Source organism: Limnobacter sp., assembly GCF_043511195.1.
Lineage (GTDB): Bacteria > Pseudomonadota > Gammaproteobacteria > Burkholderiales > Burkholderiaceae_B > Limnobacter.
The window spans coordinates 1,604,552-1,629,903 of the sequence record NZ_CP121330.1; the positions used below are offsets into that span (position 1 = coordinate 1,604,552).

The window sequence follows — 25,352 nt, forward strand, 5'->3', positions numbered from 1 at the left end:
ACCATCGTTTTACCAGCGTAAAAATTTCGGTCCTAGAAGGGCACCCAACGAACCGCAAAGGGCAATACCCAGTGTGTACCAAACAGCAATGAAGGGCGCAGCAGGTTCTGTGCAGGCTAGCGCATAGGCCAGGGCCGCCACTGAACCCGAGAACAATCCACACGCTGCGCCTGCATAAGTTAAGTGAGTGGGGGCGAAACCCCGCATGGCCCAAAATGAGCAGGCCATTACGGGAATCGATAAGGCGAGAATGGCCCATGGGCAGACCAACCAGGAGTGGCCCAATAGCGCAGCAGCTCGCTCTGCCTCAGGGGTTCCTAGGTACGACAGCACCCCGGCCATGGCCATGAGCAACACCACGGCGATTACAGCCGAAGTGGCCTGTTTTCCTGATGCGCCTGGTTTACCCAAACGTGCAAACAGCCAACCTGCTGCAATCACCAACGTGCCAGCATATCCAATCTTGATCCAGGGGCCAGGTTCAGCGAACATGGTGCCGGGTATCAGACCTAAAACCCCCAATACGATTGCCGCAGCAATCAGCCCACCCACAATACCGGCAGGTACCAAGCGATTGACCACCGATACCTTTGGGGCAGGGCCGGCCTGGTTTGCTATCATTGTGATCAGATCATCAGTTTTCATGTTTCACTCCTGACCAAAGCTGCCAATTGTTTCAATCCTCGATGCACTTGCACCTTCAAGGCAGCCACGGATACCCCACTACGCTCAGAGGCCTCAATCATCGAAAGGCCTTCAATTTTCGTGAGCAAAATGGCCTGTTTCTGTAATTCCGGCAGTTGCTCAAGCAATACCCCCAAGTCACGTTTCGAGGGCAGTTCCTCCTGTGTGGCGGGGTGCTGGTCCTCAGTTAGATCGTCAAGCGAGTCATTTAAGTTGTCCTTTCGACCACGCCTACGCCACAAATCAACCAACTTGTGACGCGCAATTGCGAATACCCAACTACTAACGGGCAATGTCTCGTCATAAGTACCTCGCTGCATATGCAATGCCAGCAAAGTTTCCTGCACCAAGTCTTCAACCTCGTCGGGCAAGGCTTGAAGCCTGCGACTGTAAAAGCGACGCAAACGCTGAGCGATCTTGGAAAGTGCCTCCCGATACGCTTGGGGATCTCCGCTTTGCGCGCGCATCCACAAGGGTTTGAGCGACAGCTCAAAATCGTCTTGAGGGTGAACACCATTGGATTCGCTGGGAGGGATCATTCGGTTACAAAGACATGCTTTTAATTGTTACCAGACACTACCACACTTCAAATGCGGCCAGCCGCCTGCATGGTAGCCCTGAGCCCGTATAATGGAGTCTGTCTTGAACACTCGCCAGCATTGGGGGAAATACATGTTGCAAACCATTAAAACACGCGCCGCAGTGGCCTGGGGCCCAGGTCAACCTTTGTCAATCGAGGAAGTCGATTTGATGCCTCCCCAAAAGGGAGAAGTTCTGGTTCGTATTGTTGCAACCGGTGTTTGCCATACCGATGCCTATACTTTGTCGGGGGACGATCCTGAAGGGATTTTCCCGGCAATTCTTGGCCATGAAGGTGCGGGTATTGTGCAAGCGGTTGGAGAGGGTGTTACCAGCCTGGCGGTTGGAGATCACGTGATACCGCTGTACACAGCGGAGTGCCGAGTGTGCAAGTTTTGTACCTCTGGCAAAACAAATTTGTGTCAGGCCATTCGCGCCACACAAGGCAAAGGCTTGATGCCAGACGGCACCACGCGCTTTTCCAAAGACGGCAAACCGATTTTTCACTACATGGGTACCTCCACGTTTGCAGAGCACACCGTTGTGCCTGAAATTTCACTGGCAAAAATCGACCCCAATGCACCACTTGAGAAGGTGTGCTTGCTGGGGTGTGGCGTGACTACTGGCATTGGAGCTGTTCACAACACAGCCAAGGTGAAGGCTGGCGACACCGTGGCCATTTTTGGTTTGGGCGGAATTGGCTTGGCTGCAATTATTGGTGCCGTGCAGGCCAAAGCCAGTCGAATTATTGCGATCGACCTCAACGCAGACAAGTTTGAGATTGCCAAGAAGTTAGGCGCCACTGATTTTGTCAATCCCAAGGAACACAGCAGACCGATTCAGGAAGTCATTGTAGAAATGACCGACGGCGGTGTTGATTTCTCGTTCGAATGTATCGGCAACGTGAATGTGATGCGGTCAGCCCTGGAGTGTTGCCACAAGGGTTGTGGCGAGACTGTAATTATTGGCGTTGCTGGTGCGGGGCAGGAAATCGCCACGCGTCCTTTCCAGTTGGTGACTGGCCGGGTGTGGCGGGGCAGCGCGTTTGGCGGTGTGAAGGGGCGCACGGAACTGCCGGGCTATGTGAACCGGTTTATGAACGATGAAATAGATCTGGATACGTTTATTACGCACACCATGCCTTTGGAGCGAATCAACGAGGCATTCGATTTGATGCATGAAGGCAAATCCATTCGCACCGTGATCCATTTTTGATATGAAATTACTTAGTAGCGTTCAATGCTTTGGTGGTTTGCAAAACCAGTATGAGCATGCGTCAGAAACACTGAACTGCACCATGCAGTTCAGCGTTTACCTGCCGCCCCAAGCTCAAGCTGGGCACAAAGTGCCAGTGGCTTATTGGTTGTCCGGTTTGACTTGTACGGATCAAAACTTCGCTACCAAGGCGGGTGCTCAAAGAGTGGCTTCTGAATTGGGTATTGCTGTGGTCATGCCGGATACCAGCCCCCGAGGTAAGGATGTACCCGACGACGCAGACAAATCCTACGATTTTGGTTTGGGTGCTGGATTTTACGTGGATGCCACAGAGGCACCGTGGAGCACCCATTACAAAATGTATAGCTACATTGTTGAGGAATTGCCAGCACTGATCGAGGCCGCCCTGCCGGTGAGCCAGCTTAAGTCGGTGTTCGGCCACTCCATGGGCGGACATGGAGCCTTGACAATTGCGTTGAATAATCCGGATCGATATGTCTGTGTAAGTGCATTTTCTCCAATAGTGAGTCCCATACAATGCCCTTGGGGGCAAAAAGCATTGGGTTTGTATTTGGGTGACAATCAGGCTGCCTGGCAGCGTCATGACACCGTGGCACTTATTCGTTCGGGTGCTTCACAACTTCCAATGCTGGTCGACCAAGGTTTGGCAGACAACTTTTTGGTCACTCAGCTGAAAACGGAATTGTTGGGGGCGGCCTTGCAAGAAACGGGTTATAAAGCGGAAGTACGCTATCAGGCTGGGTACGATCACAGCTATTACTTCATTGCGACCTTTATTGAAGATCATTTGCGTTTTCATGCGAAGTATCTGAAATAAGCCACTCGCGCGTTGATGAAACCATATAAAAACAGAATGAGATTCAGATGAGCAAATCGCTGAGATTGTCAGAAAAATGGTTTCGTCGCGGACTTTGGCTTGTCGCGGTGATATTTGCATGGTTTTTGATCGGCTTGGGTGGCACTGTTGTGGGCGATTTGCCCAAAATAGAGCAAACAAAAACGCTTGAAGACTTTATGGATCCGATTGAGCTAAAAAAGGTTCGAGAGGAAATTCGAAAGACTGAGCTGAATGAGCGGGAGGTCAGTGATTCGCTTGAGCAGTCGCGCCTGAAGTACAGCGCAGCCGAGGCAGATACCGATTCAGAACGTGAAAAATTCATGGCGTCTGTTGCTACCAGAAAAGCGACTGCGCTACCAGACCAAGACAAAGAATTGCTCGCACGCACCGATCGTGTGGATAACTTGCAAGCCTTGGAGCGCGTGGCCTTGGCCCAGGTGGAAATGCAGCAAAAACTATTGCTGGATGCCCAGCAGGCAAACCGAAAAGCGCAATTGCGCTTGAATGAATTGGAACGAGCCGCGCAAGAGGAATACACCAGTGCCATTCAAAGCCAGGAATTGCGGGTATTCGGCTACCGCCTGGCCCTGACTTTGCCACTGTTGCTTGTTGCTGGCTGGTTTTACAAAACCAAACGCCAAAGCACCTATTGGCCGTTTGTGTGGGGTTTTATTTACTTCGCCTTGTTTGTATTCTTTTTTGAGTTGGTGCCTTACTTGCCCAGCTACGGTGGATATATTCACTACCTGGTGGGTATTGTAATAACAGTGTTGGTGGGGCGCCAGGCCATTCTTGCCTTGAATCGATATTTGGAATAACAGCGCTTGGCTGAGGCACAGCCGGAAACCAAGCGGCGGCAAGTTCTGGATTACGAGACTGCCCAGTCGCGTTTGCTCAAAAGCATATGCCCGGGCTGTGAGCGCAAGGTAGATTTAAAAGACACCGATATTGATTTTTGTCCGCATTGCGGCATTGGTCTTCACGACAAGTGCGGCACTTGCAACTCGCGTAAAAGCACTTTTTCAAAGTATTGCCATGCGTGTGGCACCAGTGCACGCTTGCCTGAAACTCCGGACCACGCTTAGTCGTTCGCTGGATACTTCACGGCGTTTTTGAGCAGTTTTTTCTGGGCAGCATCCACGGGGTCGATGTGAAGCTGATTGCAAATTTGCAACAAATACAGCAGCACGTCGGCCACCTCGTCTTTAACTTCATCCAGTTTGTGCCCGTTGATTTTCCTGGATTCCTCCTCGGTCAACCACTGAAAGTGTTCAAGCAATTCAGCCACTTCAACGGACAAGGCCATGCTGAGGTTTTTGGGAGAATGGAATTTTTCCCAATGCCGTGCATTGGAAAACTCGATCAATCGCTGCTGTAGTTGCTCAAGGCTGTCTTTGTTCATCTCTGGAGAGTATCAAAAAAAACGCCAGCTTGTGACTGGCGTTTTTCATTTACACATCCAGCGATGGGTAATCAATATAGCCTTCAGGCCCGGGTGCGTAATAAGTCTGTGGATTGCCTTCTGCCAATGGCGCGTTGAGCTTCAAGCGCGGCACCAGGTCAGGGTTGGCGATGTATGCACGGCCAAAGGACACGGCATCGGCCCAGCCTGTTTCAAGAGCGTTGATGGCCATTTCACGCGTGTACCCGTTGTTGACGACATAGGTGCCCTTGAATGTGTTGCGAGCCCACGCATAATCAAAGCCGGGCACATTGCGATCACCGCCGGTTGAGCCCTCTATCATGTGTATGAAGCCGATACCGCGCTGATTCAGTTGCTCGATCAGGTAACCAAAGACAGCTTGTGGGTTGCTATCGCCCAAGTCATTGAATGGCGTCACAGGAGACAAGCGAATACCCACCTTGCCTGCACCGATTTCTGCGACCACTGCGTCAATTACCTCGAGCGCAAAGCGTGCGCGGTTTTCTGCAGAGCCGCCGTATTCGTCAGTACGGTGGTTTGCGCCGTCCCGCAAAAACTGGTCGATCAGATAGCCATTCGCACCATGTATTTCCACGCCATCAAAGCCAGCTTTGATGGCATTTGCTGCACCTTGACGATATTCATTCACCACAACTTTGATTTCTTCCACAGTCAGTGCATGTGGCACTGGTACATCGACCTTGCCATTGTGGGTGTAGGCGACCACATTGGGTTTAATTGCAGAAGGCGCGATTGGACTCAAACCGCCTGTCAGTTCAGGGTGGGTAATGCGGCCCACGTGCCAAATTTGGGCAATAATTTTGCTGCCTGCAGAGTGAACTGCTTCGGTAATTGACTTCCAGCCCTGCACTTGCGCTTCAGAATAAATGCCTGGGGTTGCCATGTAGCCTTTGCCAGCTGGTGCAACCTGTGTTCCTTCGCTAATGATGAGGCCAGCGTTGGCACGTTGCTTGTAGTACTCAATATTCATCTCACTGCCGGGAATATCACCTGCAGCCTCATCGGAACGGCAGCGGGTTAGTGGAGCCATAACCACCCGATTTTTTACTTCAATGCTGCCAATTTTTCCAGGCTGAAACAGCTTCAAATCATCCACGTTGTTGATCTGTTCATTCAAATGTGGGATCGGTGAATTCATACGTCGTTACTCCTCTTGTGTTGCAGTGCAATGTTGCACATTATGCGTATTCAAAGCCCATATATCTACGGAACAGTTGTTATAGTATTTATTCCTGCTGGGAATGGAAAGGGAGCACGTGAATGGATCGATTGAGACTGATGGAAACCTTCGTGAGGGTTGTCGAAACCGGTAATTTCTCGGCGGTGGCTCGGCAGTCTCACACCACCCAGTCCGCGATCAGCAAGCAAGTGCAGGCTTTGGAGGCCGACATTGGCGTGTTGCTGTTGGTACGTTCCACTCGAAGCCATTCGTTGACAGAGGCCGGGCGTCTTTACTATCAGCGCTGTCGACAGGTGCTTGACACACTGGAGGAGGCGCGTAGCGAGGTGCTGCGCGCAGAGCACGAGGTCAGTGGTTTGTTACGAGTGGCCGCACCGGTTGCATTTGGGCGAATTCATATTGTTCCCCGCTTGGGGGCATTTTATGAGCGCTATCCCAACATGCGCATCGATTTGCAGCTTGACGACAGTTTCGTTGACTTGGTTGCGGCGGGTATCGATGTGGCGTTTCGTGTGGGCGAGTTGAAGGACAGTCGCTTGATCGCGAGGCGAATCGGCTCTGTGGCCAGAGCTGTTATTGTGTCTGAAGGGTATTTGATCCGCCATGGAACCCCCGAGACACCAGAAGACTTGAGAAATCACAATTGCCTGTTGTACACGGGAATCGACAATTTCAATGAATGGACTTTTTATGGCAGCAAAGACAAGGCCATGACTGTGCGCGTAGGTAGCAACTTTCAATCGAATAGTTCCGAGGCAATTCGCCAAGGTGTACTGGAAGGTTTGGGTATTTGCTATTCACCCACATGGATTTATGGTCGGGATATTCGAGAGGGCAGTGTGAAAACGATTTTGAATAACTACAAGCCCAGCACATTGCCTCTGAATGTGGTTTATCAACCCGAACGTCGTCCCTCAATCAAGATTAGTAGTTTTGTGGATTTCTTCACCGAGACCTTTAATCGAGATCCAGATCTATCGACCGTGATTCGATCTTATAAAATGCAGTGATAATTCTGTTCAAGGGCAAGTCTCCATGGGCTGTCGTCTCATTTTGTAGGTGCCTTCCAGGGCCAGCACACTCAGCGACAGCCAAATGGCCAAGTAAGTAGGCCATTCTTGTGCCGCAATGGTCTCCCCGATCACGAACGCAACAACCACCAATAGCACTGGTTCTACGTAGCCAAGCAATCCAAAAAGACTGAAAGACAACATTTTGCTGGCCAAAATATAAGAAATCAGCGCGGAAGCGCTTAATACGCCCAGCAGTAAAATCAGCAAAGGCAGTTGTATTTGCAGCCCTGTCATTTGTTCCAAACCCTCGCCCGACAAGGCGAAATAAAGCGCTAGGGGTGACATCAGCAGCATGTCAAACCAAAGCCCACCCAGGTTGTCTATTTTGAATTTGGATCGAAGCACAAAGTAATACGGGTATCCCAAGCACACCACAAGGGAAGTCCAGGCAAAGCCCCCCGCCTGAAATACAGCATTGATTACGCCAAGCGCTGCCATTAGAACGGCCAATTTTTGAAGTGAACTAAGTTTGTCTTTGTAGTAGAGGCGGCCAATCAAAACCATTACAAGCGGCATCATGAAGTAACCCAATGAAACGTTCATCGCATGCCCATGAAGCGGTGCCCACAGGAACAGCCACAACTGTATGCCCAGTAACAAGGAAGACGCAGGCAATACCAGATAGAGCCTCCATTCGTTTCTCAGGCGCAGTGCAATCGATCGGACCAAGCCCCAGTCTTTTGTTCCGATCAGGAACAGGGTCATCACTGGCAAAGTCAGCAGCATTCTCCAGCCGTAAACTTCCTCTCCAGTTAAAGGCTCAAGCAGGGTGGTGTAGTAGTACATGCTGCCAAAGAGCACAGAGGCCAAAATTGAGAGAAATATGCCTTTCTGCATGATTTACAGCGTCCTGATTTATTCGGTGTGGTGAAAAGTTAACATTTGTGAAATACGAAACATTAACCGGAATTCCTGTTTTGTCTGGTTTGTGAAATAGACAACCAATGGTTTTTTGCGCTGCAGCAATCGTATGTCGAAATTGTTAAAAATTGAAGTCTTTAAAAATTAGCATTGTGATGAAAATCATTCATCTGGTGTATTCAAAAATGACCGCAATTCGACATTACATTTTCTGGATCTAAATTGCTGAGTTCATTAATATTCGTTGGTCCAAAAACACAGGCAATCAAGGGAATAGTTTTTGGCAATCAAACAGGTGCGCTCGAGTGAGCGTTGTTCGTTGTCAAGGAAACCTTGCATTGCAGTGCGCATCCACTGGTCCGGAGACCAGCGTTTGTCTCTCTGAACAGGTGTTTTGGATCATGAAAGTCTATTTGTGTTTAGTGGTGTTGTTCAGTGTTGTCGTTGCTTTGTTGCTTCGTCTTCTCGATCTTAGTTGGCCTTTGTCCATCGTAGGGGCCCTCTTGGCCTTTAGCGGGTCTACTATTTTGCTGCTGGGCTGCAGCGTTCCGCGATTGCTCTCCGATCAAGGTAACAAAGCAGGCGGCAAAAATTTCTTCAGCCTGATATTAAAAGGCACGTCTTCTAAATCTGAGTGATTGACTGCGGGTAAGGCCATATTGACCGAGTGTTGAATATGTGTAACTTTCAATCTGCGCGATCTTGAATGGATGCGATTGATTAATTGTTTCGCCATCGAATTGCGCATCAGTCTTAATCACAAAATCAGGAGACAAAATGAAGAAGCTTGATAAACTTTTGTCCTGCGCAGTCTTTGCCTCGGCCAGCTTGGTCGTTGGTGGGGCAGCGATAGCAGCAGCGCCTAATCTTACCTCTACAACGGTTTTAACCAAGTTGGAAAATCCTTGGGATATGGCATTTTTACCCAATGGAGCCATGTTTTTTACCGAAAAATGCCATGGTTTGTCGGTCAGACTGCCGTCGGGGACAGTTAACAAATTAGTCGGCATGAAGGACGCCACGGGATACGCAGACTCCATGCCGGACCTTTTTTGCGATGGCCAGGCTGGAATGAATGGCGTAGCGGTAGATCCTGATTTTGCGAAAAATGGTTACGTGTATGTGTATTCCACATCGAGTAAATCCAGCCCTCAGACCAATCGTGTTATTCGATTGAAGGCAAATGCTGATTTGAGCAAGTTGTCTGACCGCACCGATATCGTGGATGATATTCCTTATAAAATTGCCGCCAGCGATCATCCCTTTGGCTCGTCTGGCGCGCACAACGGCGGAAGAATTCGTTTCAATTCCGGTGACGGGTTTTTGTATGTGACCACTGGCGATACACACAATGGCGTGGTGCCACAAAGCCCAACCAAACTCGGTGGAAAAGTGTTGCGCATTGATCGTAACGGAAAGGCTGCCGCTGGTAACAAACCGCCAAAAGGTTTCGATGCCCGAATATTTACTTATGGTCACCGCAACCCACAAGGTATCGCATTCCGTCCCGGCACCAATCAGCCTGTAACAGCTGAAAATGGTCCATGGCATTCTGATGAGGTCACCGTATTAAGCAATGGCGGCAACGCGGGCTGGGACCCTCGTCCGAATGTCGGGGGCCGTGGAGACTGCCCAGACGGATATTGCGGTTACAGCCCAAATCAGATGGGTGCCATGGAGCCGGTCAAGCGTGCTGCGTTCATGCCCATGACAGACACCAAGACTTATCCCAAGGCAATGAAGCCCGCATGGAACAATGAAAATTTGTCCCAAGGCATGTCATCAGGCGTTTTCCTGAGTGGCAAGCAGTGGAAAGACTGGGACGGGAAAATGGCGGTGGGCTACATGGGAATTGGCATTCATGGAACCCCGGTTGGTAACCGAATTGATTTGCTCGATATCAGCAAAGACGGGCTGTCCGCAAAGCGAACTGTGATGCCTTTGCCCATGCCGGCGGGTCGTTTCCGTTCGGTGGTGCAGGGTCATTATGGGAACTTGTACACGGCCACCGATGAAGGTGAAATTTATCAAATCAAACCCAACTGACATACGTTTGAATTAAGCAGTTAAGCCGCGCAGTCTGAATGGTTGCGCGGCGCTTGAGAGGAAATACCCATGAAGAAGTATCTCGTATTTGTTCTTTTTGGCTCAATGTTGACAACATTGGGCAATGCAATTGCCAGTCCGGACATGGTCAGGAAATACAATTGCACGGCTTGCCATGCCGAGGACAAGAAAAAGTACGGGCCGACCTATCAGCAAGTCGCCTTGAAATATGCAGATGACGCGGGAGCGGCAGAAAGATTGGCCAAGAAAATTCAAACAGGAGGTGCTGGAGTGTGGGGTAACACGCCCATGCCTGCGCAGCCACGTGTGACCGACGAGGACGCATTGACAATTGCCAAGTACATTTTGTCTGTGAAGTAAACAAAAAAGGCCATCACAGGGATGGCCTTTTCTTTTTATTTGGTGGAGCCGGCGGGAATTGAACCCGCGTCCGCAAATCCTCCACTACCAGTTCTACGTGTGTAGTCGTCTTCTTTGCATTTAACGGCTACTGACGAAAAGCGACATTCTTCAGCATCCGCGATCCACCTAATTTAACTTACCGGCCGGCAGCATTCCGGTAAGCGGTCCGATGTAGATGATCCCACTGCGGGTTTGACCCCGCCCAGCCCATCGGCGAGCTGGTGTAGGAAGTCCAAACTAAACTAGCTTAAGCAGCTAGTTTGAGTTCGGGGCTAAACGAAGAGTCGTTTGCGTTTAAAGTTTTTCAGATGGATTTACGAGGTAACTGATCCTCGACACGCCCCAATAGCTTTGCAACCCGCGTCGAAACCAGATCGACCCCATTGGAAACACCATTTTAACACTCTTGATGTGGGGGCTCACATTCTAATTTCAAGCCACCTGGCCAAATCATGTGCTGTTTTAATCACTGCATCTGCGCCCCATTGGTCAATCGGGCTGGCAATGTACCCGTATTCGACTGCCACGGTGGTCATGCCGGCGTCTCGCCCAGCGATTACATCCCGCTCATCGTCACCGATCATGACGCATTGTTCGGTGGGCAGGCGCATTTCACCCGCAGCCATGAAACAGGGCAGTGGGGAGGGTTTGGGTTTTTCGGCAGTGTCACCTCCAATCAACACACTACAACCTTGGGTCAACCCCAGTTCATGCACCAACTTTTCAGCGAGGTAGTAAGGTTTGTTGGTGACAATGCCCCATTGAGCACCGCGTGCCCGGATCTCATTCAGCAAGGGAATAATTCCGCTGTAAACCGCGCTTTCCCGTGCAATGCGGGCCTCATAGCGCTCCAGAAATTCTGCACGCATGCTCGGGAATTCTGGATAGTGCATTTCCAGGCCAAAGCCAGCTTTTAACAAGGCTCGGGCTCCGCCCGAGGCCAGGTGTTCCATGGCGCGGTAGGGGGTGATGTCAACGCCATGATCGCTTTGCATGTCTTGAATGGTGCCGCACAGGTCTGGTGCGGTGTCTACAAGCGTACCGTCCAGATCAAACAGAATTCCGTTTAAAGGCATCAGCAAATTCCTCAGGCGGGTTTTCTGCAAGCCACCATGTAGTTCACATCGGTGTCACGAGCCAGGCGATAAACCTTGGTCAGCGGGTTGTAAACCAATCCAATGATTTCTGAAAAATCAAGTTTCGATTGACGCGCATATTGGGCCAATTCAGACGGTTTGATGAATTTTTTGTACTCATGCGTGCCTTTGGGCAGCAGGTTGAGCACATATTCTGCGCCAACAATCGCAAATACAAAACTTTTGGGATTGCGGTTAATGGTTGAGAAAAACAGCCAGCCGCCTGGTTTGCAAAGGTTTGCGCAAGCCTGGATGGTTTGTGCAGGATCAGGCACGTGTTCCAGCATTTCAAGGCAGGTGACCACATCGAAAGTCCCCTGTTCTTCTGCGGCCAGCTGTTCGGCCGATACAAAGCGGTAGTTCACATTGTTTACACCGGTTTCAAGCTTGTGTAGCTCGGCGACTTTCAGAGACTTGTCCGCCAGGTCAATGCCTAGAACGTCCGCTCCCCTGCGGGCCATGCTCTCGGCCAGAATTCCACCGCCACAGCCCACGTCCAGCACTCGCTTGCCCTTCAGGCCGACCCGTTCATCAATCCAGTTCAATCGAAGCGGGTTGATTTCATGCAGGGGACGGAACTCGCTGTTGGGATCCCACCACTTGCTAGCCAAAGCTGAGAATTTTGCCAATTCGGCATGGTCAACGTTGTTGGATTCGATACTGCTCATGGGTAAAGGCTCTTCAATTGAATGCGATAAGCTGTAGTTTACCCGAAGCCAGAAACAAAAAAGCCCGGCTAAGCCGGGCTTTTTTGATCAGAACCAAAGGCCGTGAATTACTTCACAACTTTCTGTGTTGCGTTGAATTCGATTTCAACGCGACGGTTCTTGGCGCGACCTTCGCGGGTCTTGTTGTCAGCCACTGGCTGGCTTTCGCCCATACCCTTGATCTGGATACGGTCAGCAGCTACGCCCTTGCTTACCATGTAGTCTTTCACAGCCTGAGCACGACGCTCGGACAGCTTCTGATTGTAAGCATCGGAACCGATTGAGTCTGTGTGACCAATTGCGATTACGCTGTTCAGGTCAACCTGACCCAACTTGGTGATCTCTGAATCAATACGGTCTTTACCGCCTTGCTTCAAAGTGGCCTTGTCAAAGTCGAAGTACGCGTCGGCTTCCAGGCTTACCTTGGTAATCACTGGAGTCGGTGCTGGCTCAGGAGCAGGTGCTGGGGCAGCAACTGGTGCTGGAGCAGGCTTCTTGGGGATCAAGTCAGGATCGCATTCCTGGATTGCCAAAGCGGCTGTGAAGTAGCTAGTGCGGATGCACTCGCCGGAGCCGTCTTTAACAACTTTGCCGCTGCCATCTACTACATAGCCTGACAGGCCTTCACCTTTGTCTGTTGTGTGGGCCATAGCGGCTGTAGACGCTGTACCAATGGCCATCGCCATCAGAACTTGCGTGAGAGTCGACATTTTTTTCATTGTTGCTCCTTGGGTTAAATAGGGGTTCAAGCTGGTTGATAGTTTACAGTAGAGGCTGTCATAGTTATCACCCTCTCAACCAACTTTCTCGACACGAGTCTGCCACACTCGTTGGGTTTTTCGCATGATTTCCCCGACTAATTGTGCCCTTTTGCCCACAAGTTGTTGCGATTGCACAACTTGAATGCCTGCCACCCAAACATGCTTCACGTCTCTGGAAGCCCCGCTGTAAGCCAGTTTCGAGATTAGATTGTGGTTGGGTAGTTGGTGTGCAGACTCCCCAACCGCCACGGCGATCAGGTCAGCTTGCATTTCGGGGGCTATGCGCCCAATCAGGTGGTCTGCGCCCAACGCTTTTGCCGCGTTACAGGTCATGCTTTTAAGCAGTTCCCCGGCATTAAAAGCCGTCGCATCGCCGCTGGCCCCTTTGCACAGCAGGGAGGCAAGACGGCCTTCCTCCCACATGTCCAGCTTGTTGTTGCTGGCTGCGCCATCGGTGCCGATAACCACATTGACTCCCGCTTTCAGCGCGCCAGCCACGGGCGCAATGCCACTGGCCAGTTTCAGGTTGGATGCTGGGCAATGCACCAGCGTTGCACCTTTGGCGGCCATGGCCTGCAACTCATATTCATTCAGGTGTACGCCATGCACAGCCAATAACCGTTCGTTGATCAGGCCGAGGCGTTCGAATCGAGTAAAAGGTCGCTCGGCGTCTCGACTCACTGCGTCAGTCACTTCGCTGGCTGTCTCGTGTAAATGGCAGTGCACCGGTAAATCCAGTTCTTCGGCCAGCATGGCCATGTGTTTAAAGGTGTCATCGCTGACGGTGTAAGGCGCGTGCGGGGCAATCGTCCAATGCACGGTGGGTTCGTTTTTGAATTTGTCGCGGGCAGCTATCCCCAATTCGATGTATTGCTTCGCTTCTGCCGCGTAACGGGTGGGGAACTCAATCACCGTGATGCCTGCAAACACGCGTGAACCCAAGTCCACCGCGGCTTGAGCCACTTGGTCAGGATAAAAATACATGTCGTTGAACGTGGTGACTCCACCCTGGAGCATTTCGGCGGCAGCCAGCACTGTGCCGTCATATACAAACTCCGCGTCAGCCAAGGCACCTTCCAGGGGCCATATCCGCGTTTGAAGCCAGTCATGTAGCGCCAGGTCGTCAGCTGCTCCGCGCAACAAGTTCATGGCCCCATGGGTGTGGCAGTTAATCAGGCCAGGCATTAGAACATGCCCGGGAAGATCCACCCGTTCAGCATCGGGGTACCGTGTTAGCAGTTCATCGCGCGGGCCTAGGGCCACAATTCGGTCTTGATGGATCAAAACAGCATGGTTTTCAAGCACTTCAGTGGTGTGGTTCAGGCACAAAAGCCATTGGGGGGTAAGCAGTTGCATGGGCAGGGTCACTAGATGATTTGGAACGCACCATTGCGCCCAGTTTCAACGATTTTGGCTGATACAATCGAAAGCTTGCAAGTGTAGCGCCAGGGATGTGACGCCGCCGTGATTGGCAGCGTCCCGGATTGTTATTCCTTCAGTCAAATAATTCAACACAAGAAGAAACATGGATTCATTCGCAAAAGAAACGCTCCCTATCAGCCTTGAAGAGGAGATGCGCAGGTCTTATCTCGATTACGCCATGAGCGTGATTGTGGGTCGAGCCCTGCCAGATGTGCGCGACGGCTTGAAGCCCGTGCACCGCCGCGTGCTGTTTGCCATGCATGAGTTGAACAACGACTGGAACCGGGCTTACAAGAAGTCTGCCCGTATTGTGGGTGACGTGATCGGTAAGTACCACCCACACGGCGACTCTGCGGTGTACGACACCATTGTGCGTATGGCGCAAGATTTTTCATTGCGTTACATGCTGGTCGATGGCCAGGGTAACTTTGGCTCAATCGATGGTGACAACGCGGCCGCGATGCGTTACACGGAAATTCGCCTGGCCAAGATTGCTCAGGAAATGTTGCTGGATATCGACAAAGAAACGGTTGATTTCGGCCCCAACTACGATGGCAGCGAGCGCGAGCCCAAGGTATTGCCTGCCCGCCTGCCCAATTTGCTGGTCAACGGTTCGTCGGGTATTGCGGTGGGTATGGCCACCAACATGCCCCCGCACAACCTGAAAGAAGTGGTAGCCGCCTGCCTTTATGCAATTGATGCGCCTGAATGCACGGTTGACGATTTGATCGAACTGATCCCGGCACCCGATTTCCCCACCGCTGGCATTATTTACGGCATTCAAGGTGTGCGTGAAGGCTACAGAACTGGCCGTGGGCGTGTGGTAATGCGTGCAAAAACGCACTTCGAGGACATGGACAAAGGCGGCCGTCAGTCCATCATCGTGGATGAGTTGCCTTATCAGGTGAACAAGAAAACACTGCTTGAGCGCATTGCCGAGCTTGTGTCTGAAAAGAAAATTGAAGGTATTTCCGACATTCGCGACGAGTCGGACAAAGACGGTATTCGTGTTGTGATTGAGCTCAAGCGTGGCGAAGTCCCCGAAGTCATTCTGAACAATCTGTACAAAAACACCCAGCTTCAGGACACCTTCGGTATCAACATGGTTGCGTTGGTCGACGGTCAGCCGCGTTTGTTGAACCTGCGCGATCTGATTTTCTACTTCTTGCGCCATCGCCGCGAAGTAATTACCCGCCGAACTGTATTCGAGTTGCGCAAAGCCCGTGATCGCGGTCACGTGCTTGAAGGCTTGGCGGTGGCATTGGCCAATATTGACGAATTCATTGCCATCATCAAGGCTGCCCCCACGCCACCGGTTGCGAAAGCCGATCTGGTTGCGAAAAGCTGGGATTCCTCAATCGTGCGAGAAATGTTGGCGCGCACTGAGTTGGGCGATTCTGGCGGTATCAAAGCTTTCCGCCCCGAGGGTTTGCCGGCCCGTTTGGGCATACAAGACGACGGCTTGTATCGCCTGAGCGAAGTTCAAGCGCAGGAAATTCTGAATATGCGCTTGCAGCGCCTGACCGGTCTTGAGCAGGACAAAATACTGAACGAGTACAAGGAAGTGATTGATCAAATCGCTGACCTGCTCGATATTTTGTCAAAGCCAGAGCGTATCAGTCAAATTATCAAAGACGAATTGACATCGATTGGCAACGAGTTCGCTGACGAACGCCGTTCGATGATCGAGTTCAATGCCACGGAACTGGGCACTGAAGACTTGATCACACCCCAGGACATGGTGGTTACGCTTTCTCATTCGGGCTACATCAAGAGCCAGCCATTGACTGAATACCGCGCTCAAAAACGCGGTGGACGGGGCAAGCAGGCCGCCACCACCAAGGAAGACGACTGGATTGATTATCTGTTCGTCGCCAATACCCACGACACCATTTTGTATTTTTCAAATGCAGGCCGTGTTTACTGGCTCAAGGTGTATGAAGTGCCGCAAGGTTCGCGCACTCCGCGCGGTCGCCCCATCGTCAACATGTTCCCCTTGGCTGAAGGTGAAAAAATCACTGCTGTACTGCCAGTGAAAAGTTTTGAAGAGGACGACAAATACGTATTCATGGCCACCAGCCTGGGAACAGTTAAAAAGTCCAAGTTAAGCGATTTTTCTCGCCCCATGAAGCGAGGAATCATTGCTGTAAACCTGGACGAAGGTGACTTCCTGATCGGCGCGGCCATGACCAATGGTACCAACGATGTCATGTTGTTCAGTGATTCGGGTAAAGCCGTTCGTTTTGATGAGAATGATGTGCGAGCCATGGGTCGAAATGCGCGCGGTGTTCGCGGCATGAATCTTGAAGAAGGACAAACTGTCATCGCGATGCTCGTTGCTGAAAGTGAACAGCAATCTGTGCTCACAGCCACTGAGAATGGTTTCGGCAAACGGACCCCTGTTGCCGAATATACCCGTCACGGTCGAGGCACCAAAGGCATGATCGCGATTCAAACTTCCGAGCGCAATGGCAAGGTGGTTTCAGCCGTTTTGGGGAACCCAACCGATGAAATCATGCTGATTACCACGGGTGGTGTATTGGTGCGAACCCGTGTTTCAGAAATTCGCGAAATGGGCCGCGCTACACAGGGTGTAACCTTGATTAGCGTAGACGAGGGCACTTGGTTGTCTGGTTTGCAGCGGATCGTGGAGTCGGATGCCGAGGATCTTGGTGAGGTAGAGGAGGGCGACGCCCCCGAAGCGCCTGCCGCCACTGAAGAGTAAATAAACGGTTAATTGCACAGGGCAAGCATGTCTAGAGTTTGGAATTTTTCTGCAGGTCCGGCCGCTTTGCCTGAGTCGGTCTTGCGTCGGGCCGCTGAAGAAATGCTGGATTGGCAGGGCAAAGGTTTGTCGGTGATGGAGATGAGTCATCGCAGCCCTGAATACACCACTATTTTCGAAAAAACCCGCAATGACTTTCGCAAATTACTGAACGTGCCGCAGTCGCATGAAGTGCTGTTCATGCAGGGTGGGGCAGTTGGCATGAATGCGATCGTTCCCATGAATTTACTTCAGGGCTTTGAGCAGGCTGCCTTCGTGAACACTGGGGCCTGGTCCAAGAAAACCACCAAGGAATTTTCGAAATACGGCATTGCCCGTGTGGTGCTTGACAATGCAAATGCCTTGGCCGATGTTGCCGCAGCATGTTACGTGCCCGATTGCGCGTCCCTGCTTGACCGCGTGAATGGTCAGCAAATGGCCTACCTACATTATTGCGACAACGAAACCATTAGCGGTGTGGAATTCAACGGACAAATTGAGGCATTGGCGGGTCAGTTTGATTGCCCGGTGGTGGCCGACATGTCCTCGAATATTCTGTCGAAAACGCTTGATGTGACCAAGTACGGATTGATCTATGGTGGCGCTCAGAAGAACGTGGGGCCTGCCGGGGTCACCATTGTGATTGTCGACAAAGCCCTGCTCGATCGTGCTTTGCCAATTTGCCCATCGGCATTCACATTTGACACCGTGGCCGAAAATGGCTCGATGTACAACACGCCGCCTACCTACTCCATTTACATCGCAGGTTTGGTGTTTGAGTGGTTGCTTGAGCAAGGTGGCGTGTCTTGGGCGCAAGCACAGGCACAGCAAAAAGCCAGTTTGCTATACGGCACCATTGACACAAGCGGTTTGTACAACTGCCCGGTTCGCGTTGAAGATCGGTCTCGCATGAATGTGCCATTTACTTTGGCAGATGAGTCATTGAACGGGAAATTTCTGAGCCTTGCTGCAGAGCGTGGTTTGGTGCAGCTCAAGGGGCACAAGTCGGTCGGCGGCATGCGTGCTTCTATCTATAATGCAATGCCTCTTGAAGGGGTCAAGGTCTTGGTAGAGTTCATGCGCGAATTTGAGAAAACGGAGGCTTGATGAGCACGCCTGACATCAATGTGGAACTGTTGAAATTCCGTGATCAAATCGATGACATTGATCAACAAATGCTGGTGTTGCTGAACAAGCGCGCAAGCCTTGCTCAGTCGATTGGTCATGTGAAGGCAAAAACCGATGCCCCAGTGATGCGTCCGGAGCGAGAGGCGCAGGTACTCGACAAGTTGAATGCCAGCAACAAAGGTCCTCTGAATTCACAACACATCAATACCCTTTTCAAAGAAATCATGTCGACATGCCGCTCCCTTGAGCGTGAGGTGCATGTAGCGTTTCTGGGTCCCTTGGGCACCTACAGCGAACAGGCAGTGTGGTCATTCTTTGGGCACTGTGTTCAGGTTGAACCCGTGGAAACCATCGAAGAAGCCTTCCGGCAGTTGCAGGCACTACAAGTTGATTTTGCGGTGGTGCCTGTTGAAAATTCTACGGAAGGCTCAATTGCCCGCACGCTGGACGCACTCGTTGAATCAAGTGCCATGGTGTGTGGTGAAGTACAACTGGCCATTCACCACCAGTTGTTGTGTCAAACCGGGTCGCTGGAAGGCATCGAGAAAATTTGTGCCCATCCGCAAGCCCTTGCGCAGTGCCGTGGTTGGCTTTCGCAGTATGCGCCGCATATTCAGCAAGAAACTGTGGGAAGCAATGGCGTTGCCGCGCAAATGGCCAGTGAAAATGCCAAGGTGGCTGCAATTGCAGGGCAGGCGGCGCGTGAGCGTTATGGCTTAAAGGCCTTTCAGGAACACATTCAGGACGACGCCCACAACACCACTCGTTTCCTGGTATTGGGCAACCAAATGACAGGACCCTCCGGGCAGGACAAAACAAGCCTGGTCGCCTCTGTGCCCAATCAACCGGGTGCTGTTTATAAAATGCTGGAACCATTTAACGCGGAAAATGTTTCCATGACCCGGCTTGAATCCCGGCCTGCTCGAAATGGGCGCTGGGAGTATTATTTCTTCATTGATCTTCAAGGTCATCAAACTGAGCCAGCCGTGGCAAAAGCCTTGGATCAGCTGAGGCAAAACGCATCTTTTCTGAAAGTGCTGGGTTCGTACCCAGCGGCACAACGCACTTAACGACGTAGCACCATGCAAAAACTGACCGAGCAAGCACCACAATTCATTCGCGCGATTGCACCTTACAAGGCGGGCAAACCTGTATCCGACGTCGTTCGCGAGTTGGGTCTTGACCCCAACACGGTTGTGAAGCTGGCCTCGAACGAAAATCCGTTGGGTCTTGGCGAAAAAGCCAAGGCCGCGATTGCGCTGGCTGCAGCTGATTTGGGTCGTTATCCGGATGCCAATGGATTTGCGCTGAAAGCCAGACTTGCAACGCGCCATGGTGTGAAGCCAGAGCAAATTACTTTGGGCAATGGTTCAAATGACGTACTTGAATTGGCGGCCAAGGCGTTTCTGACGCAGGGTACCAGCGCCGTGTTTTCGCAGTACGCATTTGCCGTGTATCCCTTGGCCACGCAGGGTTGCGGCGCGCAGTCCAAAGTAGTGCCTGCGGTGTGTTTTACCCATGATCTCGATGGATTCCTGAGCGCGATCGACGACCAAACACGTGTGGTGTTTATCGCCAACCCGAATAATCCCACAGGCACCTTCTTGCCGCAGCAAAAGCTCTTGGCATTTTTAGAGCAGGTTCCCGAGCATGTGTTGGTGGTGCTGGACGAAGCCTACAACGAATTCTTAAAGCCTGAAGACCAATACGACTCCACGCAGTGGGTTGCCCGATTCCCCAATTTGCTGGTGTCGCGCAGTTTTTCCAAAGCGTACGGCCTGGCCGGTTTGCGTGTTGGCTATGCGGTGTCCAGTGTCGAGGTGGCTGATTTGATGAACCGAGTGCGCCAGCCGTTCAATGTCAACTCCTTGGCGCTGGCTGCGGCTGAAGCCGCAATCGATGATCACGAGTTTCTTCGGAAAACCTATGAAGTAAACCTCAGGGGGCTGGAGCAGATAGAAAGTGGATTGAAATTTCTGGGTCTTGAGTTCGTACCTTCTTATGGCAACTTTGTGTTGTTCAAGGCTGGGAACACGCCCGATGCCGGCATGAAAGTGTTTGATGCATTGCAGCGTTTGGGCGTCATTGTTCGCCCGGTGAATGGCTATGGTTTGCCTGAGTGGCTACGGGTGTCCATTGGCCTGCCCCACGAAAACGAAGCCTTTTTGGTCGCCCTGCCCAAGGCGCTGGCCAGCCTACAGGCTCCGTAATGGTCAAAGGAACCAGTTTTAATCGCATGCTTGCAATCGGGGTGGGCCTGATAGGTGGCTCAATCTGTCTGGCGGCCAAGAAAAAAGGTTTGGCAGGTCATGTTCTGGGCTATTCGCGCAAACTTGAAACAGCGCATGAGGCGCTTCGCTTGGGCATTGTCGATGAATGCATAGCGGGTCCGGGCGATGCCAACGTACGAAATGTCGACGTGGTCGTGCTGTCAATTCCCGTTCGGCAATACAAGCAGGTGCTGACCCAATTTCTGCCTTCTCTGCCACCCAATTGCTTGATTTTTGATGCGGGTAGTACCAAGTCGGATGTGGCTGTCATGCTAGATGAGCTTGAGCCGCAGTTTCCAGGTTTGAAATCCCGGTTCGTGTTGGCCCATCCCATTGCGGGTGGCGAATCGCACGGGCCGGCCGCTGCAGTGTCCGATTTGTTTGAAGGGCGCAATTGCGTGCTGTGCCCCCTGCCACAAACCAACCCGGCTGGTTTGAAAAAAGTTGAAAACTTTTGGGCTGCGATTGGTGCCAAATTAAGCACCATGAATGCCATGGACCACGATGAAATGTTCGGTGCCGTCAGTCACCTGCCTCATTTGCTCGCTTTTAGTTATGTGGCCAGCGTATTGGGTCATCCCAAAGGTGCTGAGTTCATGAAAGAGGGGGGCGCGGGCTACCGGGACTTTACCCGGATTGCAGCAAGTTCACCCGAAATGTGGGCCGATATTTTTCAAAATAACAGCGCTGCTTTATTGAACATGCTCAGTGGTTTTGAGGCAAATATTTCAAGCCTTCGCGCAGCGATTGAAACCAATGATCGCGCGACGCTGGAGCGTATTTTGAGTCAGGCTTCGGAGTATCGAAGCCATTGGAAACAGAATTGATTCAGGCCAATTATTCAACAGGTATTTTGTTATGTCAGATCTGAATTTGATCGAATTTCACGCGAGCAGCACAGGGAACATGTCGGGCTTCGCCCGGGTACCTGGCGACAAATCGATTTCCCATCGTTCAATCATGATGGGGTCCATTGCTGAAGGCACCACAGAAGTGGAAGGCTTTCTGGAAGGCGAGGATGCCTTGGCCACCATGAACGCTTTTCGGGCTTTGGGAGTCAGCATTGACGGGCCTGACCACGGCAAGGTGAAAGTGCACGGTGTTGGAATGCACGGCTTGAAAGCCCCGCGCGAGGTACTTGATTGTGGAAACTCCGGTACATCAATGCGGCTGATGTCGGGTCTGCTGGCCGGGCAGGATTTTGACTGCATGCTGACTGGCGATTCAAGTTTGGGCAAACGCCCCATGAAGCGAGTGATCGATCCGCTGGTGCTGATGGGAGCTCGCATCGAGTCACAAGAAGGTGGGCGGCCACCCTTGCACATCCACGGGCGTACCACCTTGAAAGCCATTGACTACGAATTGCCCATGGCCTCGGCACAGGTGAAGTCTTGCGTGTTGCTGGCTGGTTTGTATGCCGATGGCACCACTACCGTCACCGAGCCTGCTGTAACCCGCGACCACACTGAGCGCATGTTGCGTGGCTTCGGTGTGGAGGTGATCACCGAAGGTTCCCGGGCCAGCTTGAAGGGTGGCCAAACATTGAAAGCCACAAAAATTGATGTGCCTTCCGACATTTCATCGGCTGCATTTTTCATGGTGGCGGCATCCATCGCGCCGCAAGCGGACATTACATTGAAACATGTGGGCTTGAACCCAACCCGCATCGGCGTAATCGATATTTTGAAGTTGATGGGCGCCAATATCGAGTTGAGCAATCATGCGGAAGTGGGTGGCGAGCCAGTGGCCGATGTACGTATTCGCAGCGCTGCCTTGAAGGGCATTGAAATTCCAGTGCACCTGGTGCCTTTGGCCATTGATGAGTTCCCTGTGTTGTTTGTCGCTGCGGCCAATGCCACTGGGCGTACCGTGTTGACTGGTGCCGAAGAATTGCGCGTGAAGGAGTCTGATCGAATTGCCGTGATGGCACATGGTCTGCAAAAGTGCGGCATTGATGCAGAACCCACCGAGGACGGCATGATTATCCAGGGCTTGGGCCATTTGGACGGCTTGCGCTACAAAGCAACAAGTATCGAATCGCAAGGTGATCACCGCATTGCGATGTCATTCAGTGTCGCGGCCATTCGTGCCCACGGCACCATGGTTATTCATGGCGCGCAAACGGTAGACACCTCCTTCCCGGGCTTTGTTGCTTTGGCCAATTCATTGGGCATGAATGTCCAATCGGTTCGCAAAGGTTAAACCTCATGAGCATGTCAAACTGCCCGGTCATTGCCATTGACGGCCCAACCGCCTCGGGAAAGGGCACAGTGGCTGCGTTAGTGGCAGGCCGACTCGGCTATCACTATCTCGACAGCGGTGCAATTTATCGTGTGTTGGCTGTGGCGGTGGCGCAAACGGGTTTGAATCCAGACCTGTCTGAAGACTTAAAGCAGATCATTCCAATGGCTGCCAATTTACCGGTGCAATTTCAAGGGCAAAGCATCCTGCTCCAGGGTAACGATGTGTCGGAAGCCATTCGTACCGAAGAAGCGGGTGTCATGGCTTCTCGTTTGGCCGTGGTGCCTGAAATTCGTGCAGGCTTGCTGGCGCGTCAACGTGATTTTCGACAGAATCCCGGTTTGGTGGCGGATGGTCGCGACATGGTGTCTGTTGTTTTTCCCGACTCTGTATTGAAAGTGTTTCTGACAGCCAGCGCACAAGTCCGAGCCGAGCGGCGCGTGAAACAAATTGAAGGGCGAGGCCAGTCAGCTGACTTTCAGGCCATTTATAACGATCTGATGACCCGCGACAAACGCGACACCGAGCGGGCCGTTGCGCCACTCAAACCCTGCGAAGATGCCTTGGTGTTGGATTGTTCGAACATGCCAATTGATCAAGTGGTTGCGACCATCTTCACCTGGGCACAAGAACGCATTTAAACGCTTGATCAGCAAAGGCTTTCTTGGTATAATCTCATCCCTTGTTTGCTTAACAGCGCCTGTTTTTTCAAGCAGGTCTTTGTGTGCTGAACAAGAAGCCGTGCTTTTCAATCCCGAATAGCACGTTTTTGAACTCCGCCTTGCTTCCCGCAATGGCGTGTTAAATCTCAAATTTATGACCACAACTGAAATTACCCAAGCCCCAGATAGCTTTGCAGCTATGTTTGAAGAAAGCCTGAATCGCAAAGAAATGCGCGCAGGCGAAGTGATCACAGCCGAAGTTGTTCGTGTTGATTACAACTACGTTGTTGTGAATGCCGGGCTGAAATCTGAAAGCTACATTCCTCTCGAAGAATTTAAAGACGACCACGGCAACATCGAAGTCAACGACGGTGACTTCATCTCCGTGGCCATCGAAGCGCTGGAAAACGGTTACGGCGAAACATTGCTGTCCCGCGACAAGGCCAAGCGTCTGTCCGCATGGCTGAGCCTGGAGCAAGCTCTGGAATCAGGCGAGCTGGTAACAGGTACCATCACCGGCAAGGTGAAGGGCGGCCTGACCGTGATGGTCAACAGCATTCGTGCTTTCCTGCCAGGTTCACTGGTAGATGTGCGCCCCGTGAAAGACACCACACCATTCGAAGGCAAGACCCTCGAATTCAAGGTGATCAAGCTGGATCGCAAGCGCAACAACGTTGTGTTGTCACGCCGTGCAGTGGTTGAAGCCACCATGGGTGAAGAGCGTGAAAAGCTCCTGTCCAACCTGCAGGAAGGTTCTGTCGTCGAGGGCACGGTCAAGAACATCGCCGACTTCGGTGCGTTCGTCGACCTGGGCGGCATCGATGGCCTGTTGCACATCACCGACATGGCATGGCGTCGTGTACGTCACCCGTCAGAAGTGCTGACAGTTGGCGAAGAAATCGAAGCAAAAGTATTGAAGTTCGACCAGGAAAAGAACCGCGTGTCCTTGGGCGTGAAGCAGCTTGGCGAAGACCCATGGGTCGGTTTGTCACGTCGTTACCCAGCCGACACACGTTTGTTCGGAAAAGTAACCAACATTACTGACTACGGCGCATTTGTTGAAGTTGAGCAAGGCATTGAAGGTTTGGTACACGTTTCAGAAATGGACTGGACCAACAAGAACGTAGATCCCAAGAAAGTTGTTACTTTGGGCGACGAAGTTGAAGTCATGGTTCTGGAAATCGACGAAGAGCGTCGTCGTATCAGCCTGGGCATGAAGCAATGTGCGGCCAACCCTTGGGAAGAGTTCTCTACCAGCTTCAAGAAAGGCGACAAAGTATCTGGCGCAATCAAGTCAATCACTGACTTCGGCGTATTCATCGGCTTGCCTGGTGGTATCGATGGCTTGGTGCACCTGTCTGACCTGTCCTGGAACGAAACCGGCGAAGAAGCCGTGCGTCGTTTCAAGAAAGGTGACGAAGTTGAAGCCTTGGTATTGGCAATCGACACTGAGCGTGAGCGCATCAGCTTGGGTATCAAGCAGTTGTCGGGCGACCCCTTCACAGTGTTCGCATCATCCAATGACCGTGGCAGCATGGTCAACGGTACTGTTAAATCAGTAGACGCCAAAGGTGTTGTTGTCGACCTTGGCGATGACATCGAAGGCTACCTGCGTGCTTCCGAGATCTCCAACGACCGTGTTGAAGATGCTCGCAATGCATACAAGGAAGGCGACGCTGTAACAGCCATGGTAATCAACGTGGACCGCAAGGCCCGTTCGATCGCTTTGTCCATCAAGGCCAAAGACCAGGTTGATACCGATGAAGCCATGAAGAAAATCTCTGAAGAAAGCGCAGGCTCTGCTGGTACAACCAGCTTGGGCGCGTTGTTGAAAGCAAAGCTGGGTAACAACCAGTAATCAGTCTGTAGAAGTGGCGCTTCCCATTCGGGAAGCGCC

The 25,352-nt window shown here is 51.8% G+C and carries 23 protein-coding genes, 1 other RNA gene and 1 pseudogene; 14 read left to right on the forward strand and 11 right to left on the reverse strand.

The window, feature by feature from the left end; all coding sequences use genetic code 11:
* Positions 1-9: 9 nt before the first annotated feature.
* Together P0D43_RS07685 and P0D43_RS07690 are read right to left on the reverse strand one after the other, a co-directional pair.
* On the reverse strand, positions 10-645 hold the full coding sequence (locus P0D43_RS07685; RefSeq protein ID WP_341236504.1) for a DUF1109 domain-containing protein: 636 nt from the start codon (positions 643-645) through the stop codon (positions 10-12).
* Complete coding sequence (locus P0D43_RS07690; RefSeq protein ID WP_159568376.1) at positions 642-1,223, reverse strand: sigma-70 family RNA polymerase sigma factor; 582 nt, start codon at positions 1,221-1,223, stop codon at positions 642-644. The genes P0D43_RS07685 and P0D43_RS07690 overlap by 4 nt, the downstream gene beginning before the upstream one ends.
* Before the next feature lie 133 nt (positions 1,224-1,356).
* Here P0D43_RS07690 and P0D43_RS07695 point away from each other — a divergent pair, with 133 nt between their 5' ends.
* From P0D43_RS07695 to P0D43_RS07705, 3 genes and pseudogenes are all read left to right on the forward strand, one after another.
* Positions 1,357-2,478 carry an S-(hydroxymethyl)glutathione dehydrogenase/class III alcohol dehydrogenase gene (locus P0D43_RS07695; protein ID WP_394673667.1) on the forward strand — a complete coding sequence of 374 codons (1,122 nt, stop codon included), beginning with the start codon at positions 1,357-1,359 and terminating at the stop codon, positions 2,476-2,478.
* 1 nt (position 2,479) lies between these two features.
* Entirely contained in the window at positions 2,480-3,316 is an 837-nt protein-coding gene (gene fghA / locus P0D43_RS07700; protein ID WP_394673668.1) for an S-formylglutathione hydrolase, read from the forward strand.
* Positions 3,317-3,363: 47 nt separating this feature from the next.
* Positions 3,364-4,422: pseudogene (locus P0D43_RS07705) on the forward strand (serine endopeptidase).
* Here P0D43_RS07705 and P0D43_RS07710 read toward each other — a convergent pair.
* Positions 4,419-4,739, reverse strand: a complete 321-nt coding sequence (locus tag P0D43_RS07710) for a nucleotide pyrophosphohydrolase (protein WP_159568379.1) — start codon at positions 4,737-4,739, stop codon at positions 4,419-4,421. The pseudogene P0D43_RS07705 and the gene P0D43_RS07710 overlap by 4 nt on opposite strands.
* 49 nt (positions 4,740-4,788) lie before the next feature.
* The gene (locus tag P0D43_RS07715) at positions 4,789-5,919 is read right to left on the reverse strand and encodes an alkene reductase (RefSeq protein ID WP_394673669.1); all 1,131 of its coding nucleotides are present in this window, start codon (positions 5,917-5,919) and stop codon (positions 4,789-4,791) included.
* Between the two features lie 122 nt (positions 5,920-6,041).
* On the opposite strand from P0D43_RS07715, the gene P0D43_RS07720 reads away from it, so the two are divergent.
* Entirely contained in the window at positions 6,042-6,971 is a 930-nt protein-coding gene (locus P0D43_RS07720; protein WP_394673670.1) for a LysR family transcriptional regulator, read from the forward strand.
* Between the two features lie 9 nt (positions 6,972-6,980).
* Here P0D43_RS07720 and rarD read toward each other — a convergent pair whose 3' ends face one another.
* Complete coding sequence (gene rarD, locus P0D43_RS07725; RefSeq protein WP_394673671.1) at positions 6,981-7,871, reverse strand: EamA family transporter RarD; 891 nt, start codon at positions 7,869-7,871, stop codon at positions 6,981-6,983.
* A 632-nt stretch (positions 7,872-8,503) separates the two neighbouring features.
* Positions 8,504-8,905: a hypothetical protein gene (locus P0D43_RS07730; protein ID WP_394673739.1), complete on the reverse strand. Its 402-nt coding sequence runs from the start codon at positions 8,903-8,905 to the stop codon at positions 8,504-8,506.
* Between P0D43_RS07730 and P0D43_RS07735 the strand changes: the two genes are divergently transcribed.
* A complete protein-coding gene (locus P0D43_RS07735) occupies positions 8,832-9,941 on the forward strand; it encodes a PQQ-dependent sugar dehydrogenase (RefSeq protein ID WP_394673672.1) in 1,110 nt (369 codons plus the stop codon). The genes P0D43_RS07730 and P0D43_RS07735 overlap by 74 nt on opposite strands.
* A gap of 69 nt (positions 9,942-10,010) precedes the next feature.
* Positions 10,011-10,322 carry a c-type cytochrome gene (locus P0D43_RS07740; protein WP_394673673.1) on the forward strand — a complete coding sequence of 104 codons (312 nt, stop codon included), beginning with the start codon at positions 10,011-10,013 and terminating at the stop codon, positions 10,320-10,322.
* Positions 10,323-10,362: 40 nt separating this feature from the next.
* On the opposite strand, the gene ssrA is transcribed toward P0D43_RS07740, so the two are convergent.
* From ssrA to P0D43_RS07765, 5 genes are all read right to left on the reverse strand, one after another.
* Positions 10,363-10,746, reverse strand: a transfer-messenger RNA (tmRNA) gene (gene ssrA / locus P0D43_RS07745).
* 37 nt (positions 10,747-10,783) lie between these two features.
* On the reverse strand, positions 10,784-11,440 hold the full coding sequence (locus tag P0D43_RS07750) for an HAD family hydrolase (protein WP_394673674.1): 657 nt from the start codon (positions 11,438-11,440) through the stop codon (positions 10,784-10,786).
* An 11-nt stretch (positions 11,441-11,451) separates the two neighbouring features.
* Positions 11,452-12,168, reverse strand: a complete 717-nt coding sequence (gene ubiG / locus P0D43_RS07755) for a bifunctional 2-polyprenyl-6-hydroxyphenol methylase/3-demethylubiquinol 3-O-methyltransferase UbiG (protein WP_159568387.1) — start codon at positions 12,166-12,168, stop codon at positions 11,452-11,454.
* A 107-nt stretch (positions 12,169-12,275) separates the two neighbouring features.
* Positions 12,276-12,926 (reverse strand): outer membrane protein OmpA, encoded by a 651-nt coding sequence (ompA, locus tag P0D43_RS07760; RefSeq protein ID WP_159568388.1) that lies wholly within the window; start codon positions 12,924-12,926, stop codon positions 12,276-12,278.
* Positions 12,927-13,001: 75 nt separating this feature from the next.
* Positions 13,002-14,324: a TRZ/ATZ family hydrolase gene (locus tag P0D43_RS07765; protein ID WP_394673675.1), complete on the reverse strand. Its 1,323-nt coding sequence runs from the start codon at positions 14,322-14,324 to the stop codon at positions 13,002-13,004.
* Between the two features lie 169 nt (positions 14,325-14,493).
* Between P0D43_RS07765 and gyrA the strand changes: the two genes are divergently transcribed.
* From gyrA to rpsA, 8 genes are all read left to right on the forward strand, one after another.
* Complete coding sequence (gene gyrA, locus P0D43_RS07770; RefSeq protein ID WP_394673676.1) at positions 14,494-17,115, forward strand: DNA gyrase subunit A; 2,622 nt, start codon at positions 14,494-14,496, stop codon at positions 17,113-17,115.
* A 27-nt stretch (positions 17,116-17,142) separates the two neighbouring features.
* Positions 17,143-18,261: a 3-phosphoserine/phosphohydroxythreonine transaminase gene (serC, locus tag P0D43_RS07775; protein WP_341236492.1), complete on the forward strand. Its 1,119-nt coding sequence runs from the start codon at positions 17,143-17,145 to the stop codon at positions 18,259-18,261.
* Positions 18,261-19,352, forward strand: a complete 1,092-nt coding sequence (gene pheA / locus P0D43_RS07780) for a prephenate dehydratase (RefSeq protein WP_394673677.1) — start codon at positions 18,261-18,263, stop codon at positions 19,350-19,352. The genes serC and pheA overlap by 1 nt, the downstream gene beginning before the upstream one ends.
* A gap of 12 nt (positions 19,353-19,364) precedes the next feature.
* Entirely contained in the window at positions 19,365-20,492 is a 1,128-nt protein-coding gene (gene hisC, locus P0D43_RS07785) for a histidinol-phosphate transaminase (RefSeq protein ID WP_159568393.1), read from the forward strand.
* Positions 20,493-20,518: 26 nt separating this feature from the next.
* Positions 20,519-21,379: a prephenate dehydrogenase/arogenate dehydrogenase family protein gene (locus P0D43_RS07790; RefSeq protein WP_159568394.1), complete on the forward strand. Its 861-nt coding sequence runs from the start codon at positions 20,519-20,521 to the stop codon at positions 21,377-21,379.
* A gap of 31 nt (positions 21,380-21,410) precedes the next feature.
* Positions 21,411-22,754, forward strand: a complete 1,344-nt coding sequence (aroA, locus tag P0D43_RS07795; RefSeq protein WP_394673678.1) for a 3-phosphoshikimate 1-carboxyvinyltransferase — start codon at positions 21,411-21,413, stop codon at positions 22,752-22,754.
* 5 nt (positions 22,755-22,759) lie between these two features.
* The gene (cmk, locus tag P0D43_RS07800) at positions 22,760-23,434 is read left to right on the forward strand and encodes a (d)CMP kinase (RefSeq protein ID WP_394673679.1); all 675 of its coding nucleotides are present in this window, start codon (positions 22,760-22,762) and stop codon (positions 23,432-23,434) included.
* A gap of 175 nt (positions 23,435-23,609) precedes the next feature.
* Positions 23,610-25,313 (forward strand): 30S ribosomal protein S1, encoded by a 1,704-nt coding sequence (gene rpsA / locus P0D43_RS07805; protein WP_394673680.1) that lies wholly within the window; start codon positions 23,610-23,612, stop codon positions 25,311-25,313.
* Positions 25,314-25,352 lie beyond the last annotated feature (39 nt).